Source organism: Magnetospirillum sp. (assembly GCA_027532905.1).
In the GTDB taxonomy this organism is placed as follows: domain Bacteria; phylum Pseudomonadota; class Alphaproteobacteria; order CACIAM-22H2; family CACIAM-22H2; genus Tagaea.
Window position 1 is genome coordinate 35,567 of sequence record JAPZUA010000001.1, and the last position, 15,051, is coordinate 50,617.

At 64.8% G+C, this 15,051-nt stretch carries 15 protein-coding genes; 8 read left to right on the forward strand and 7 right to left on the reverse strand.

Translation table 11 applies throughout. The features are described from left to right. From O9320_00190 to O9320_00215, 6 genes are all read right to left on the reverse strand, one after another. Complete coding sequence (locus tag O9320_00190) at window positions 1–456, reverse strand: polymer-forming cytoskeletal protein (protein MCZ8309239.1); 456 nt, start codon at window positions 454–456, stop codon at window positions 1–3. After that, window positions 437–1,711 carry a peptidoglycan DD-metalloendopeptidase family protein gene (locus O9320_00195; protein MCZ8309240.1) on the reverse strand — a complete coding sequence of 425 codons (1,275 nt, stop codon included), beginning with the start codon at window positions 1,709–1,711 and terminating at the stop codon, window positions 437–439. Before O9320_00195 ends, O9320_00190 begins: the two co-directional genes overlap by 20 nt. 259 nt (window positions 1,712–1,970) lie before the next feature. Then, a complete protein-coding gene (locus O9320_00200; GenBank protein ID MCZ8309241.1) occupies window positions 1,971–2,777 on the reverse strand; it encodes an ABC transporter permease subunit in 807 nt (268 codons plus the stop codon). Further along, entirely contained in the window at window positions 2,774–3,604 is an 831-nt protein-coding gene (locus tag O9320_00205; protein ID MCZ8309242.1) for an ABC transporter permease, read from the reverse strand. Before O9320_00205 ends, O9320_00200 begins: the two co-directional genes overlap by 4 nt. Next, window positions 3,601–4,593, reverse strand: a complete 993-nt coding sequence (locus O9320_00210) for an ABC transporter ATP-binding protein (protein MCZ8309243.1) — start codon at window positions 4,591–4,593, stop codon at window positions 3,601–3,603. The genes O9320_00205 and O9320_00210 overlap by 4 nt, the downstream gene beginning before the upstream one ends. Further along, a complete protein-coding gene (locus O9320_00215) occupies window positions 4,566–5,660 on the reverse strand; it encodes a polyamine ABC transporter substrate-binding protein (GenBank protein ID MCZ8309244.1) in 1,095 nt (364 codons plus the stop codon). The genes O9320_00210 and O9320_00215 overlap by 28 nt, the downstream gene beginning before the upstream one ends. A gap of 187 nt (window positions 5,661–5,847) precedes the next feature. On the opposite strand from O9320_00215, the gene atzF reads away from it, so the two are divergent. The 8 genes from atzF to O9320_00255 are packed head-to-tail and all read left to right on the forward strand — an operon-like array spanning window position 5,848 to window position 13,810. Continuing rightward, window positions 5,848–7,671 (forward strand): allophanate hydrolase, encoded by a 1,824-nt coding sequence (gene atzF / locus O9320_00220; GenBank protein MCZ8309245.1) that lies wholly within the window; start codon window positions 5,848–5,850, stop codon window positions 7,669–7,671. Further along, window positions 7,668–8,873 carry an amidase gene (locus tag O9320_00225; GenBank protein MCZ8309246.1) on the forward strand — a complete coding sequence of 402 codons (1,206 nt, stop codon included), beginning with the start codon at window positions 7,668–7,670 and terminating at the stop codon, window positions 8,871–8,873. The genes atzF and O9320_00225 overlap by 4 nt, the downstream gene beginning before the upstream one ends. Next, window positions 8,854–9,786 (forward strand): allantoinase PuuE, encoded by a 933-nt coding sequence (gene puuE, locus O9320_00230; protein MCZ8309247.1) that lies wholly within the window; start codon window positions 8,854–8,856, stop codon window positions 9,784–9,786. Before O9320_00225 ends, puuE begins: the two co-directional genes overlap by 20 nt. A 6-nt stretch (window positions 9,787–9,792) precedes the next feature. After that, window positions 9,793–10,437: an NAAT family transporter gene (locus O9320_00235; GenBank protein ID MCZ8309248.1), complete on the forward strand. Its 645-nt coding sequence runs from the start codon at window positions 9,793–9,795 to the stop codon at window positions 10,435–10,437. Window positions 10,438–10,489: 52 nt separating this feature from the next. Then, window positions 10,490–12,061 (forward strand): gamma-glutamyltransferase, encoded by a 1,572-nt coding sequence (locus tag O9320_00240; protein MCZ8309249.1) that lies wholly within the window; start codon window positions 10,490–10,492, stop codon window positions 12,059–12,061. A gap of 8 nt (window positions 12,062–12,069) precedes the next feature. Continuing rightward, window positions 12,070–12,624, forward strand: a complete 555-nt coding sequence (locus O9320_00245; protein MCZ8309250.1) for an NUDIX hydrolase — start codon at window positions 12,070–12,072, stop codon at window positions 12,622–12,624. Continuing rightward, window positions 12,621–13,391, forward strand: a complete 771-nt coding sequence (locus O9320_00250) for a cysteine hydrolase family protein (GenBank protein ID MCZ8309251.1) — start codon at window positions 12,621–12,623, stop codon at window positions 13,389–13,391. The genes O9320_00245 and O9320_00250 overlap by 4 nt, the downstream gene beginning before the upstream one ends. Then, a complete protein-coding gene (locus tag O9320_00255; GenBank protein MCZ8309252.1) occupies window positions 13,388–13,810 on the forward strand; it encodes a cupin domain-containing protein in 423 nt (140 codons plus the stop codon). The genes O9320_00250 and O9320_00255 overlap by 4 nt, the downstream gene beginning before the upstream one ends. A 13-nt stretch (window positions 13,811–13,823) precedes the next feature. Here O9320_00255 and O9320_00260 read toward each other — a convergent pair whose 3' ends face one another. After that, window positions 13,824–15,017 (reverse strand): MFS transporter, encoded by a 1,194-nt coding sequence (locus tag O9320_00260; protein MCZ8309253.1) that lies wholly within the window; start codon window positions 15,015–15,017, stop codon window positions 13,824–13,826. Window positions 15,018–15,051 lie beyond the last annotated feature (34 nt).

The following is a 15,051-nucleotide window of genomic DNA, read 5'->3' on the forward strand; positions in this document are numbered from 1 at the left end:
CTATTTCTTGGCGCCTTCGCCGACCTTGGCGACGTCGTGCACAAGCGCCAGCGCGGCGGGGGCTGCCGCTTCGGCCGCACTCGCATCGTCGAGGCGCTGCAGATGGCCGTCGACCTGCGCTTCGGGTTCGACGGTCAGCGTTTCGTAGCGAATGTCGCCGGTGACGCGCGCCGTGCGGCCGAGTTCGACCGCACTGGCGCGGATTGGCCCCACGACCCTGCCCAATACCCGAACGCGCTTGGCCGTGACCTCGCCGCGCACTTCCCCGGTGACGCCGATCGTCAGCGAATAGGTGTGCAGCGCGCCCTCGACGGTGCCGTCGAGCTGGATATCGCCGTCGCAGGCAATGTTGCCCTTGACCGAGAAACCCTGCGCGATGATCGAGGGCACGTTCGAACTAGTCGCTTTGGCAGGCCGCGCTTCGGCGACCGGTTTGCTATTCGATTTTCCGAACATGGCGGGCTGCCTCCAAAAAGCGGACGGGATCGACGGCGCGGCCATCGACGAGAACTTCGTAGTGAACGTGCGGCCCCGTGCTGCGGCCGGTTGAGCCGAGCAGGCCGACCGTTTGCCGCCGCTCCACGCGCTGGCCGACGCGCACGTCGATCCGCGTCAGATGACCATAGCGCGTCGAAAGACCGAATTCATGCTGGATTTCGACCATATTGCCGTACTCGCCGCTCCAACCGGCGGTAACCACGCGCCCCGGTGCTGTCGCCAGAACCGGCGTGCGCGGCGGTGCTTGCAGATCGATGCCGCTATGCATGGCGAGTTGCCCGTTGAAGGGGTCGCGCCGCATCCCGAACGGGCTCATGACGGCAAAATCGTCGAGCGGCGCATGGACCGGCAGGCCGCGCAACGCCGTCCGCAAATCGCGCAGGCGCTCGAGATCGGAGCCCAGCGAGGCGAGTTTGAGGCTGGCGTTCGGCAGGGATTCGTCGCCGACCGCGTTTACGAATGGACCGCCCGCGTTGGCCACGCGTGCGGCGACCACGCGATCCGGCTGCAGGCCCGTACCGCGCAAGATGCGCATGATTTCGTCGATCTGCGCCTTGGTCGAGCCGGCGATTTCGCTCAGTGCCGCATCCTGCGCCTTGGCGGCGTCCTGGTTTGCCGCGCGCACGCCGTTGAGAGAGCCAACGACCGTGCGGTGCTCCATCGCCAAACGCCGCGCCTCGACCGCCAAGCGGCCGCGCTCGGCCATCGCTTCGATGCGCAACCGCTCGATCACTGCCGCACGTTCAGCCGCACTGGCGGCATCCGGAACTCGGGCCCCCAGGCGCGTTTCGACTTGCTGCAGCCGCTCCATCAATCCTGTGTGGGTCGCAAGCGCGCGTTCGCGCTCGCTCTCCGCAGTTGCAAGGCCGCGCTCGATTTCGACCATTCGCGCACTCAGCATGTTGCGCTGCTCGATCAGGCTTGCGACTGTTTCGGCGGCTTCGGCACGGCCGCGCTCGGTCGCGCGCACCAAGGCTTGCCCCAACTCCTCCATCCGCGCGCGATGGTCTTCCTGCAAACGCGCCACATCGAGACTGCGCGTCTCGATTTCGATCAACGCGGCACGATAGGCGCTCGAAGCGGCAACGCCACCGACGATCGCCACCAGAACCGCCGCAGCGACAGATTGCTGGGCGAAGCTCGAAATCCGAACGAGGCGCACAGCGCCGTCGGACCGCAACAGCACTTCGCGCGGGCGGAAAAGACGCGCCATGCGCGCGCGCAATCTCGCATTCCATCCACGTTGAGAACCGTTAAACAGCATACATTCGATCCGCACCTTAAACACGAAGCGGCGATGATGCCGATTCAGCAGGCGCGGTTCAAGCAAGGTTTCGCAATTTTCGTCCAAAAATGAGGCACGAAATTGAGGCGATTTGATCACTTGAAAAGCAGGTCGCAAGCACATGATTCTGAATGATTCCAGAGGCGCGAAAGGCATGTGCCTGTGGATAAGCTGCAAGACTTTCGGGTTACAATTTCACGCGCGTCGTCCCGATGCGGCTTGCCGACCACGCCACACACGCAATGCACACGATCATGAGGGTCGCCAGCGCGTTAATCTGCGGCGACAGACCAAGACGCACGCTCGCATAGATCAGCATCGGCAACGTCGTCGCGCCTGGGCCCGAAACGAAACTCGCGACCACCAGATCGTCGAGCGAGAGCGTGAATGCAAGCAGCCAGCCCGCCGCGACGGCCGGCGCCAGCAGCGGCAGCGTCACGCGAACAAATGCGCGCCACGGTTTTGCACCCAAATCGCGCGCCGCCTCCTCGAGGGCGGGATCGATGCCGCGCAGCCGTGCTTCGACGATGACGGCCACGAATGCCGAGCCGTAGCACGCATGGGCAAAGGCGATCACAAGGAAACCGCGTTCGGCGGGCCACCCGACCAGACTGTCGAGCGTGGCAAACGCCATCAGCATCGCCAATCCCAGTATGACTTCGGGCAACACCATGGGGGCAAGCAGCAGCAAGGCAAACAAGGCGCGGCCGGGGAAACGACCGAGGCGGCCAAGAACGTAGCCCGCCAAGGTGCCGATCGTCGCCGCGAGACTCGCCGACGCGGCCGCAACGGCGAAACTGAGGCCGGCCGCTTCGAGCATGCGGACATTGCCGAACAATTCGCCGTACCATTTAGTCGAGAAGCCCGCCCAAACCGTGACCAAGCGGCTCTCGTTGAAGCTGAACGCCGCCATGATAACGATCGGCAAATACAGAAACGCAAAACCCGCTGCGAGCATCGTCGGAAGCGTCGCGGCGGTCGGACGGCGCATCATCGCGTGGCCGAACGCAGCCGGTCGAACAGCAGCAACGGCACGGCCAGCAAAGCCGCAAGCGTCGTCGCCAACGCGCAGGCCATCGGCCAATCGCGGTTCTGGAAAAACTCGAACCACAGAACACGGCCGATCATCGGAGAGTCCGGCCCGCCAAGCAGATCGGGGATAACGAATTCGCCGCTCGCAGGGATAAACACTAGCAGCGCCCCTGCCGCCACACCCGGCAGCGACAGCGGAAACGTCACGCGCCAAAAGGCGCGCCGAGGCCCTGCCCCGAGATCGTGGGCCGCCTCGAGCAAGCTTGCATCGAGTTTCTCGAGCGTGGCGTAGAGCGGCAGGACCATAAACGGCAGATAGGCGTAGACGATGCCAAGGTGCACCGCAAACTCGTTGGCGATCAATTGCAGCGGCGCCTCGATCAGCCCGAATTCGGCCAGAACCGTATTGACGAGGCCGGTCGGGCGCAGCAACCCCATCCACGCATAGACGCGGATCAGAAACGACGTCCAGAACGGCAGCATGACGAGGAACAGCAGCAAAGCGCGGTGCTGCGGGCGCGCACGCACGATCGCCAAAGCCATCGGATAGCCGACCAAAAGGCATATCAAGGTCGAAGTGCCGGCGATGCGCGCGGCATTGGCAAGCGCGCCCCAATAGAGATCGTCCGAGAGAAGCAGGCGATAACTGGCAAGCGAAAAGCCCCACTCGAACGGCGGGGCCCCTTGCGTGGCCTCGCCGAAACCGATCGCCACGATCAGCGCAAACGGCATTGCGATCGCCGCCAGAAGCCATGCGTAGACCGGAACGATGAAAACGGCGCGGTTCATTGCGGCAGATAGCGCTCGGCGTCGGGCGGCCAACCGAACGCGACCTCGACACCGTTGTCGGGCACCGGCGCTTGGCCGGGTTGGCTCACGATCACGCGGCCGAGCGCACTGTCGAGAAACACCAAGCGCCGCTCGCCGAGATAGGCGCATTCGCGCACGCGGCCCCTATGCGGGCCGTGACCCAGCGCCATGCGCTCCGGCCGCACGGCCGTGAAGCCGTGCCCGCCCGGCCCCGCAAACAGGTTTATGCGCCCGACAAACTCGGCCACGAATCGCGTCGCCGGGCGTTCGTAGAGCTCGCTTGGAGCTGCGATCTGCACGATGCGGCCGGCCTCCATCACGCCGATCCGGTCGGAGATCGCCATCGCCTCGTCCTGGTCGTGGGTGACGAAGACGAACGCGATGCCCAAACGCGCCTGAAGCTCGACAAGCTCGAGCCGCGTTTCTTCGCGCAGTTTGGCGTCGAGCGCCGACAGGGGTTCGTCGAGGAGCAGCACTTTGGGATGTCGCGCAAGTGCGCGCGCGATCGCCACGCGCTGGCGCTGGCCGCCGGAAAGGGCCGCAGGCTTTCGCGCTGCGAACCCGCCAAGGCGCACAAGCTCGAGCATCTCATCGACACGCTTGGCGCGCGCGCGCTTGTCCATCGGCAATGTTTCGAGCCCGAACCCGACATTGGCCGCGACGGTCAAGTGCGGAAACAATGCGTAGTTTTGGAATACCGTGTTGACGGGGCGCTCCCATGCGGGCATCGCCGTCACTTCCACGCCGTCGAGCCAGATGCGGCCCGCATCGGGCTGCTCGAATCCGCCGATGCAGCGCAGCAAGCTCGTCTTGCCGCAACCCGAGGGGCCGAGCAGGCAGAATATCTCGCCGGCCGCGATCTCAAGGTCGATTCCGGCGACCGCCGAAACCGTCCCGTAGCGCTTGGCGATGCCTTCGAGCCGGATCACGAACGCAGGCCCTACCGCCCCGTCGTCACGCGCGTCCAAGCGCGCGTGCGCAGCCGCTCGTAGTCGCGGGCTGCAGGCGTGACGGTGTAGAGTTTTGCGCGGATTTCGGGCGGAACGAACACGGTCGGATCGTCGCGCAAGTCCGGCCGTACCAAGGCGCGCGCCGCCGGCACGGCCGTCGGGTAGCCAACCGCGTCGCTGTTGAGGGCGGCGATCTCCGGGCGCAGCATGAAATCGACGAAACGATGCGCTGCATCGACATTGCGCGCATCGGCCGGGATCGCCCATACGTCGTGCGACAGCAATGCGCCCTCCTGCGGCACTGCGAACTCGATCCGCACATTGGCGCGCTTGCTTTCGGCGGCTCTTGCGGCTGCCTGCTTGATGTCGCCCGAATAGCCGAAAGCCAAGCACGCGTCGCCGTTGGCGAGATCGTTGATGTATTCCGACCCGTGCCATTTGCGCACGAACGGGCGAATGCGCATCAACGCTTCGGTCGCGCGCGTCAGATGTTCGGGCTCCTTGGAGTCCGGCGGCAGGCCGAGATACGCAAGGGCCGCCGGGAACACGTCCGTCGGCGAATCCAACACCACGATGCCGCAGGCTTGGAACCGGCGCGCAACGTCCGGATCGAAAATCATTCGCAGCGAGAAGACCGGCGCATCGGCCATAATGCGCGCAACCCGTTCGGCGTTGTAGCCGATGCCGGTCATGCTCGACATGTGCGGCACAGCGAAGCGATTGCCGGGATCGGCGCGCTCGAGTTCGCGCATCACCTGCGGATCGAGATTGGCGAAATTCGGCAGCTTCGCGCGGTCGAATTCGCGATAGAGCCGTGCGGGCAGCTGCTGCGCCAGAAACGGCGAAGCGGTTGGCACGACGAGATCGTAGCCCGAGCGGCCCGCGCGCAGTTTGGCGTCGAGCGTCTCGTTCGAATCGTAGGTGTCGTAGCGCACGCGTATGCCGGTCTCGCGCTGGAAACGCTCGATCGCCTGCGGCGAAACGTAGTCGTTCCAATTGTAGATATTGAGTACGGCTTGCGCTTGCGCCGGACCGCCCGCCAGGCCGAAAAGCACCGCCATTGCCGCCAAAAAACGTCCTGCCATCGCACCCACTCCGGATCGCCAGATTTGTGCAAGATTAGAGCCTCGTCGGCCCCTTCCCTGTCAATCGTCGGGACAAGGCCGACGTAGAAATTTGGCCTCGCATTCGCTACTTTTGTTATCGTTGCAATGTCCGGGCCTGGGCCGAATTGGCTTCGAGTCGCGGGCGCTTTGTCCCACGCAGGTTTTCATGACTCTCAGTCTCGACATTGCCAGTCTGCGCGCGGCCTATGCGGCCGGCCGCACGCCGCAAGAGGTGATCGGCGAAATCTACGACCGGATCGCGGCACGCACCGGCGACAAGACATGGATCCATCTCGTGCCGCGCGCGCAAGCGCTGGCCGCAGCAGCAGCGCTCAAGCATATCCCGCGCGATGCACCGCTCTGGGGCATTCCGTTTGCGATCAAGGACAATATCGACTTGGCGGGCGCTCCGACGACGGCAGCCTGCCCGGACTTCAGCTACGTGCCGGCCGAATCCGCTGTCGTCGTCGCGAAACTGGTTTCGGCGGGCGCGATCGCGATCGGCAAGACTAACCTCGACCAGTTCGCGACAGGCCTTGTCGGCGTGCGCTCGCCCTATGGCGTGCCGGAAAATCCGTTCGACAAGCGTTATATTCCGGGGGGCTCGTCGTCGGGTTCGGCTGTGGCAGTCGCGGCGGGCCTCGTGTCGTTTGCGCTCGGCACGGACACGGCGGGCTCGGGCCGCGTTCCGGCCGGATTCAACAACCTTGTCGGCTTGAAGCCGACGAAGGGGCTATTCTCCACGCGCGGCCTCGTGCCCGCCTGTCGCACGCTCGACGTCATTTCGATTTTCGCCCTCACGGTCGAAGATGCGCGTATTGCAGGCCAAGTCGCCGCCGCCTTCGATGCCGAAGATCCCTATTCGCGCGAGGCGGCGGCACCTTCCGTGCTCGACCGGCAAAAAGCACCTGCGGCGTTTCGCTTCGGCGTGCCGCAGGGCGCGGCTCTCGCGTTTTTCGGCGACGCGCAAGCCAAAGCGGTCTTTGCCGACGCGTGCGCGCGGCTCAAAAAACTCGGCGGCATCGAAGTTCCGTTCGATTTTTCGGCACTCAAAGAAACGGCCTCCCTGCTGTACGACGGTCCTTGGGTCGCCGAACGTTATGCCGCGATCGAATCCTACATGCGCGAAAAGCCGGAAGCCCTGCATCCGACTACGCGCGCCGTGATTGCCAATGCCACCCGCTTCGACGCTGTGGCAACATTCAAAGCACTCTACCGTCTTGAAGCGCTGAAGCGTCGAGCTGCAGCTCTGTGGCGGGATTTCGACGTGATCGCCGTACCGACAAGCGGGACGATCTTCACGCTCGAGCAGCTTGCGGCAGAGCCGGTGCGCCACAATACCGAGCTTGGCTACTACACAAATTTCGTCAATCTGCTCGACATGTCGGCACTCGCCGTTCCGGCCGCCATGCGCGCCGACGGCTTGCCAAGCGGCGTCACGCTGATCGGTCCCGCCTTCGCCGACGGCAAGCTTGCAGCCCTTGGTGCGGCCTTCCATCGCGACACGGGCCTGCCGATGGGGGCGACCGGCGTGCCGCAGCCCGCAGTAGAGGCCGCCGCACCTGCGAAAGACGCTGGCGAAACCGTACGGCTCGCGGTCGTCGGCGCGCATCTGACGGGCATGCCGCTCAACAGCCAGCTTACGCATCGCAGCGCCAAACTCGTGCGCGTTGCTGCGACCGCAAAGAGCTATCGGCTCTACTCCCTTGCCAACACAACCCCGCCCAAGCCCGGTTTGGTGCGCGTCGATCGCGCGGGCGAAGCCATCGCCCTCGAGATCTGGGAAATGTCGCTGGCTGCGTTCGGCAGCTTCGTGGCCGAGGTACCGGCGCCGATGGCGATCGGCACGCTCGAGCTCGACGACGGCACATGGTGCAAGGGTTTTGTGTGCGAGCCGGGCGCCCTGGCCGACGCGGAGGACATCACCGCGCATCGCGGCTGGCGCGCCTATCTGCAACATCGCAATGCACAACGCGCGGCCCAGCAATGAATCTCGACGCCTATACCCGCCACGAACGCGTCCACATCCTTGGCGTCGAAGACGGGCGGCTGCGCGGCACCGTGTTTTCGGCCAAAGACAATTTCGACGTCGCCGGCAAGCGCACGGGTGCCGGCAATCCAACCTGGCTGCAGACCCACAACAAGGCCACGCGCAGCGCACCCGCCCTGCAGCTGCTGATCGATGCCGGCGCCACGTTGCTCGGCAAAACAACGATGGACGAGATCGCCTACGGCCTCACCGGACGCAACGCGCACTACGGCACGCCGCTCAATCCGGCCGCCCCCGAGCGCGTGCCCGGCGGTTCGTCGTCGGGTTCCGCGTCGGCCGTTGCCGGGCGTGCTTGCGACTTCGCACTGGGTACCGACACGGGCGGCTCGGTCCGCGTGCCGGCGAGCTATTGCGGCCTCTTCGGCGTGCGGCCCACGCACGGGGCAATCCCTATCGAAGGCGTGGTGCCGCTTGCACCCAGCTTCGACACGGTCGGCTGGTTCGCGCGCGACGCCGATCTGCTCGAGCGCGTCGGCCGCGCCCTGCTCGATGCCAAAACGCCCCCGCCCGAGCCCACACGTCTGCTTGTGGCAAGCGACACCATGCGCCTCATCGATCCAGCCGTGCATGCGGCTCTATTGCCCTGGATCGGACGGGCAAAGTCGTTCTTCGAAGAGACGGCCGACATCGACGTCGCGGGCGCGGACCTGTCCGCGTGGTCGGACACGTTCCGCATGCTGTCGGGTGCGGAAGCTTGGGCGTGCCATGGCGAGTGGATCGAACAAGTCGAACCGCGCCTGGCACCCGACGTCGCCGCCCGCTTCAAATTCGCAAAATCGATAGACGCTGCGACCGTTGCCGCCCACCAGAAGCGGCGTGCGGAAATCTGCACGCACATGGATGCGCTGCTCGCACCGGGCACTATTCTGTGCATGCCCACGGCCGCAACGCCCGCCCCTTTGCGCGACGCCGACGAAGCGACGTTCGATCGGGTGCGCCAGCGCACTCTGCTGCTCACCTGCATTGCCGGACTCGTGGGCTTGCCGCAAATCTCGCTGCCCGCTGGCTTTGCCGACGATGCGCCCGTCGGCATCTCCTTCCTCGCCGCGCGCGGGCAAGACACGATGCTGCTCAATTTCGTCAAACTTCTGACCATTCCCCACGCCGCGGAGCCGGACGACGATGCCAAAAGCCAAGCCTAAAGCGCGCACCCCCGTCTACGACCGCGATCTCGTCGGCTACGGGCGCAATCCGCCGCATGCGGCGTGGCCCAACAAGGCGCGCATCGCGGTTTCGTTCGTCGTGAACTATGAGGAAGGCGGCGAACGCACGATTCTGCACGGCGACAAGGAATCGGAAGTCTTTCTGCACGAGGTCGTGGGCTTGACGCCGCGCCCGCGCAAGCGCGACGAGTCGGTCGAGAGCGTTTACGAATATGGCAGCCGTGCGGGTTTCTGGCGCATCCTGCGCGAATTCGAGCGTCGTCAACTTCCCTTCACGTCGTGGGCCGTCGGCATGGCGCTGCTGCGCCATCCGGACGCCGCACGCGCCATGGTCGAAGGCGGCCACGAGGTGGCAAGCCATGGCTGGCGCTGGATCGACTACCAGAACATGCCGATCGCCGAGGAGCGCAAGCACTTCAAACTCGCGATCGACGCGATCAAGAAGACGACGGGTGCCGCCCCCGTCGGCTGGTACACCGGCCGCCTGTCGCCCAACACGCGCCGCCTCGCGGTCGAGCACGGCATGCTCTACGACGGCGACGCCTACAACGACGACCTGCCCTACTGGACGAATGTCGCGGGCAAGGGCCATCTCGTGGTGCCCTACACGCTCGACGTCAACGACATGAAGTTCGGTACGGCGCAAGGCTTCAACACCGGCGACGATTGGTTCGCCTATGCGCGCGACGCATTCGACACGCTCTACGCCGAGGGCGACGAGACGCCCAAGATGATGTCGATCGGCCTGCATCTGCGGCTGATCGGCCGGCCCGGCCGCATGCGTGCCCTGCAGCGTTTCATGGATCACATCGCCAAACACGACCGCGTTTGGGTCTGCCGGCGCATGGACATCGCGCGCCACTGGATCAAGACGCACCCGTACAAGGGCTGAAGGCTCGTGGCCGAATTCGCCGTCTATTCGCGCTTCGTCGTAACGCTGCTCGCCATCCTGACGCCGTTTGCGGCGATCCCGGTGTTCCTGGCGCTGACGGCGGGCCAAGACCAGGCGTTTCGCAAGCGCACGGCCGACATGGCAGCCACCACCGTGTTTGCCGTGCTCGTCGTTTCGGCCGTCACGGGCGATCTCTTGTTGCGCGTGATGGGGACGAGCCTCGACGCGTTTCGCGTCGGCGGCGGCATCGTTCTGTTCACGATGAGTCTGTCGATGCTGAATGCCAAAGTCTCGGCCGTGCAGCAAACGCAAGAAGAAGCCGACGAGGCTGGCGGCAAGTCCGTGCTCGGCGTCGTGCCGATCGGGATTCCGCTGCTGGTCGGACCCGGTTCGATTTCCTCGACCATCATCGAAACCAAGCGCTCGCCCGAGCTTGCGCATCTCGCCCTCGTGATCGGCTGCATTGCGCTGGTCTGCGTGGCGGTCTGGGGCACGCTGCGCCTGGCCGATCCGATCGGCAAGCGACTGGGCCGCACCGGCCTCAACATCCTCAACCGCATTTTCGGGTTGCTGCTGGCGGCCATCGCCGTGCAGATCATTTCGGCCGGCTTGATCGGTCTCTTCCCTGTGCTCGCGGGCTTGCCCGTCTAGCGCAAAAGGTTAAGCTGCCCCGTCTTTCGCTCTGCCGTCGATGGAGTATCCAATGGCGACGCCCCGGCCCTATACGACACAAAATTTTATTGTCCAGAAACCGCAGGCGGGAACCGCAATCGGCGGCGTGATCTCGGGCCAAGCGCGCGCGGCGATGGAGGTGGGTGCGCAAGTGCTGCAGAACGGCGGCAACGCGGTCGACGCCGCCGTATCGGCCGCCTTCGCGTTGGCAGCAGTCGAGCCGTGGAACAGCGGTCTTGGCGGTATCGGGTATCTCTCGTACCGCGACGCGGCGACCGGCAAGACCCAGATCGTCGATTTCGGACCGCTTGCACCGGCCGGGCTCGATCCGTCCCATTTCCCGCTGACGGGACGCAAAGCGGGCGACTTGTTCGGCTGGCCCGAAGTCTTCGACAACCGCAATGTCCACGGGCCCCTCTCCGTCGCGATCCCGGGCCAAGTCGACGGATTGGCGCTCGCCCTCGAAAAATTCGGCACGATCCCGTGGGAGACAGCGCTCGAACCGGCCGTGCGCTTGGCTGAGCGCGGCCTGCCGGTCGATTTCTGGACCACGCTCAAAATCGCCAATGCCGCACCCGAGATCGCGCGCTATCCGAGCACGGCCGACATCTATCTCGACGACGGCTTGCCACCCAGCCGCGAAACCGGCACGAATGTGCCCTTCCTGCCGATGGGCGAATTGGCATCAACGCTGCGGCGCCTGCAGCTCAAAGGCCCACGCGATTTTTACGACGGCGTCTTGGCGGCCGACATCGCCGACGATCTGCAGCGCTTGGGCGGCGTCCTCACGCGCGACGATCTTGCGGGCTATCGCGCCCGCATCGTCGAACCCACTTTGTACACGTATCGCAGCGCCGAGGTCGCGGCAGGCCCTGTCGGTACGGCGGGCCCGACGCTGGCGCGCGTGCTCGACCTGCTCTCGCCGCAGCTCTTCCGCCCGTTCGGCGCCGATGCGGCAAGCTTCGTGGCCTATGCCGAGGCCTTGCGCCAAGCCTATGCCGAGCGGCTGGCAGATACGCCTGCGGGAACGGGGCCGGTCACGAGCACCACGCATCTCAACGTCGTCGACCGTGCCGGCAATATGGTGGCACTCACGCAGACGCTGCTTTCCTCGTTCGGGAGCCGCCTCGTGCTGCCGCGCACGGGTATCTTGCTCAACAACGGCGTCATGTGGTTCGACCCGCGACCGGGGCGCGCCAATTCGCTTGCCCCTGGAAAGCGGCCGCTCACCAACATGTGCCCGACGATCGTATCGCGCGGCGGGCGCGCCTGGTTTGCGCTCGGCGCGTCAGGCGGGCGGCGCATCCTGCCGGCCGTGGCGCAGATCCTGTCATTTGTGATCGACCACGGCATGACGCTCGAAGAAGCGTTCCACACGCCGCGCATCGACGTGTCGGGCAACCCGCATGTCGACTACGATCCGAGGCTGGCCTTCGACGTGCGCCGCGCTCTTGCCGAGCGCTACGAATTGCGCGCGAGCGAGCACACGATTTCGCCGTCAAACTATGCTTGCCCGTCGGCCGTGATGCTCGATCCATCGACGGGCGCGCGCACCGGCATGGCCGACGTGATGAGCCCGTGGTCGATCGCCCTCGTCGCATGAGGCCCGCCATGGACCAAGATCGTCTCTGGAAAACGCTGGCCTCGCGCGAGGTCTACAAGGCCGAGCCCTGGGTACGCGTGCTCGACGAAACGCTCGAATTGCCGAACGGCAAGATCGTGCCGAGCTACCATCGCATTCTGCTGCCCGACTATTCGATGGTCTTCCCCATCCTCGAAGACGGTCGCGTGCTGATGATCCGCAGCTATCGCCAGGGCCCTGGCGCGATCGTGCTGGGCTTTCCGGGCGGCGGCATCGATGCGGGCGAAACGCCGGAGGCCGCGGCGCAGCGCGAACTGCGCGAGGAAACCGGCTACGCGGCGGAACGCTTTGTATCGCTCGGGGCAGGCCTCACCGGCGCAAATGTGCGCGGCGCCAAATGCCACATGTACATGGCATTGGGTTGCCGCAAAGTCGTCGAACCCAATTCGGGCGACCTTGAGGAACAGGAATTGCTAAGCCTGTCGCGCGACGAATTGGCGGCCTATTTGCAAGAGAACCGGTTCGTCATTCTGGCCTACGCGGCGATCGCCGCGCGCGCCCTGTTGGAGTGGAAAGACCGATGAAACCGCGCAATCCGCTTGGCACTTCGTCCGCAAATCTCTGGCGCGCCGACGCCAGATCCGTCGATACCGTCCGCCCGCCGGTTAAGCCGCGGCCGCTGACCTTCGATGCGATGCCGCAGAAACTGACGATCGATCTGGCGCGCACCGCCATCATCGTGATCGACATGCAGAACGATTTCTGCCACCCCGACGGTTGGCTTGCGCATATCGGCGTCGATGTCGCACCTGCGCGCAAACCAATCGCACCTTTGGCGAAGTTGCTGCCGCGCTTGCGCCGCGCGGCTGTACCCGTCGTTTGGGTCAATTGGGGCAATCGGCCCGACCGGCTCAATCTCAGCCCCTCGCTCGAGCATGTCTACAAGCCGACCGGCAAAGGAATCGGCCTCGGCGACCGGCTGCCCAAACGCAAGGCCAATGTCCTCGAGAAGGACAGCTGGGCCGCTGCCGTCGTCGATGAGCTTGCGCCAAAAACCGGCGACATACGCATCGACAAATTCCGCATGTCGGGCTTTTGGGATACGCCGCTCGACTCCATTCTGCGCAATCTTCGCGTCGACACGCTGCTGTTCGGCGGCGTCAATGCCGACCAGTGCGTTTTGTGCACGCTGCAGGATGCCAATTTTCTCGGCTACGATTGCGTCATGCTCGAGGATTGCAGTGCCACGACCAGCCCCGGCTTTTGCTGGGATGCGACGCTCTACAATGTACGCCAATGTTTCGGCTTCACGACACCGAGCAAGGCGTTGCTCAAAGGGCTCGGACGATGACGCCACTTGTCTTCAAAAACATTGCCGATTGCGCGGCCTATCGGATTGCGCCCGGTGACAGCAACTATTTCGCGCTGATTTTCGATCCGGCGGGCGAAGGGGCCGATCTTGTCGCCGTCGTCGAAATCTTTGCACCCGGCGGCAAAACGCCGCCCAATTCGCACAGTCGCGCACACGAAATGTTTTTCGTGCTCGAAGGAACCGGGCGCGCCCTGTGCGGAGCCAAGGTGCAGCCCGTCAAAAAGGGCGACGCGATGTTGCTTCGACCGGGGGCCGAGCATGTCGTGGAGAATACCGGTCCCGGCAAGCTCTATACTTTGACGGTCATGGTGCCGAACCAGGATTTCGCAGAGCTCATTCGCAACGGTACGCGCGTCGAACTCGATGCCGAAGATCGCCGCGTGATTTGCGGCGCCTGACGGGTTCGGAGCGCTACTGGACGGCCTGCCCGTCGGCCACGCGCTTGACGATGCTTAAGCCCACGAACGACAGCAGCGACAACGCGGCACACAGGAGCAATGGTGCCACCGGACCGCCGGCTTCGAGAATCGCGGCCAGCACGAAGGGGGCTGTCGCAAACACCAGATTGAGCGGCAGATTCATGCGGCCCATCAGACCCGCATAACCTTCGCGGCCAAACACGACGAGCGGGGCAATAATGCGCACGACGGTGTTCGCACCCGCCCCCAGACCGAAACCCACGACCGTTACCGCCAGCATCACGAACGACCCACCGACCAGCCACGGCAAAGCGCAGCTTGCCGCGATCAAGGCTTGGCTGAAAAGACCGATCTTGAGAATCGGAAAGCGCAGCCCAAACAGAATATCGAGCAGTCGCGAGGCCATCTGCGCAGGCCCAAGCACAGCACCGACCGCCACCGCCAAAGACAGCGGCAAACCGTAGGCCGTTCCGATCGCGACCAGTTGCAGCGGCAGCCCCCAGGTGACGAACCCAATGCAGGAAAACGACAGCGCCATCGCCCAGAAGGCGGCCCGACGTGCGCCAGGTGCGCGAATGCCGGCGGATGCCGCAGGCGCATTGGGCGCGCTGTCTGCGGATGGCGGCTGCGGTGCGATCATCGCGTGGAGCGGCAAGCACAGCAGTATCTGGCACGCCGCAAACAGAACGCAGATCGCGCGCCAACCGATCTGCGGCTCGAGCCACGCCATCAGCGGCAAGAACACGACCGTCGTGCCGCCGCCGAGCAGCGTCATGGCGCCAACGGCCCGCCGCGCCGAACCCGGGATCAACCATGCCGCCGCCACAAACGGGATCGGCGTCAACGCCATCGGCATCGCAAGCCCCAACAGCATCCAACAGACGGCATACCCGATCGGACCGGTCGACAGCCCGAGCCCGAACAAAGCAAGCGCAAGCAATAGTGACCCAGCCATCAACAGCGAATGCGGACCGTGCCGATCAGCGAATCGCCCGTAGACGGGACCAACAAAGGCGCCAACGACCAGCATGATGGTGACGCCGGCGAACGCAAAGCTGACCGACATGTCGAGATCGCGCGCCATCTGGGCGCCCAACATTGCGGGCAGAAAGTAGGTCGATCCCCAGCCGACGATTTGGGTCGCCGCAAGCGCCAAAATGGCGTGCCGACCTTGCAAAACGATCATCGCGTAACGAGGGGCCGTTGATCGATCCGGCGAA

What these genes read in the sequence shown, in the direction of transcription:
- O9320_00190 (MCZ8309239.1), bottom strand. Translation starts at nt 456, where the DNA reads ATGTTCGGAAAATCGAATAGCAAACCGGTCGCCGAAGCGCGGCCTGCC.
- O9320_00195 (MCZ8309240.1), bottom strand. Translation starts at nt 1,711, where the DNA reads ATGGCGCGTCTTTTCCGCCCGCGCGAAGTGCTGTTGCGGTCCGACGGC.
- O9320_00200 (MCZ8309241.1), bottom strand. Translation starts at nt 2,777, where the DNA reads ATGATGCGCCGTCCGACCGCCGCGACGCTTCCGACGATGCTCGCAGCG.
- O9320_00205 (MCZ8309242.1), bottom strand. Translation starts at nt 3,604, where the DNA reads ATGAACCGCGCCGTTTTCATCGTTCCGGTCTACGCATGGCTTCTGGCG.
- O9320_00215 (MCZ8309244.1), bottom strand. Translation starts at nt 5,660, where the DNA reads ATGGCAGGACGTTTTTTGGCGGCAATGGCGGTGCTTTTCGGCCTGGCG.
- atzF (MCZ8309245.1), top strand. Translation starts at nt 5,848, where the DNA reads ATGACTCTCAGTCTCGACATTGCCAGTCTGCGCGCGGCCTATGCGGCC.
- O9320_00225 (MCZ8309246.1), top strand. Translation starts at nt 7,668, where the DNA reads ATGAATCTCGACGCCTATACCCGCCACGAACGCGTCCACATCCTTGGC.
- puuE (MCZ8309247.1), top strand. Translation starts at nt 8,854, where the DNA reads ATGCCAAAAGCCAAGCCTAAAGCGCGCACCCCCGTCTACGACCGCGAT.
- O9320_00240 (MCZ8309249.1), top strand. Translation starts at nt 10,490, where the DNA reads ATGGCGACGCCCCGGCCCTATACGACACAAAATTTTATTGTCCAGAAA.
- O9320_00245 (MCZ8309250.1), top strand. Translation starts at nt 12,070, where the DNA reads ATGGACCAAGATCGTCTCTGGAAAACGCTGGCCTCGCGCGAGGTCTAC.
- O9320_00250 (MCZ8309251.1), top strand. Translation starts at nt 12,621, where the DNA reads ATGAAACCGCGCAATCCGCTTGGCACTTCGTCCGCAAATCTCTGGCGC.
- O9320_00255 (MCZ8309252.1), top strand. Translation starts at nt 13,388, where the DNA reads ATGACGCCACTTGTCTTCAAAAACATTGCCGATTGCGCGGCCTATCGG.
- O9320_00260 (MCZ8309253.1), bottom strand. Translation starts at nt 15,017, where the DNA reads ATGATCGTTTTGCAAGGTCGGCACGCCATTTTGGCGCTTGCGGCGACC.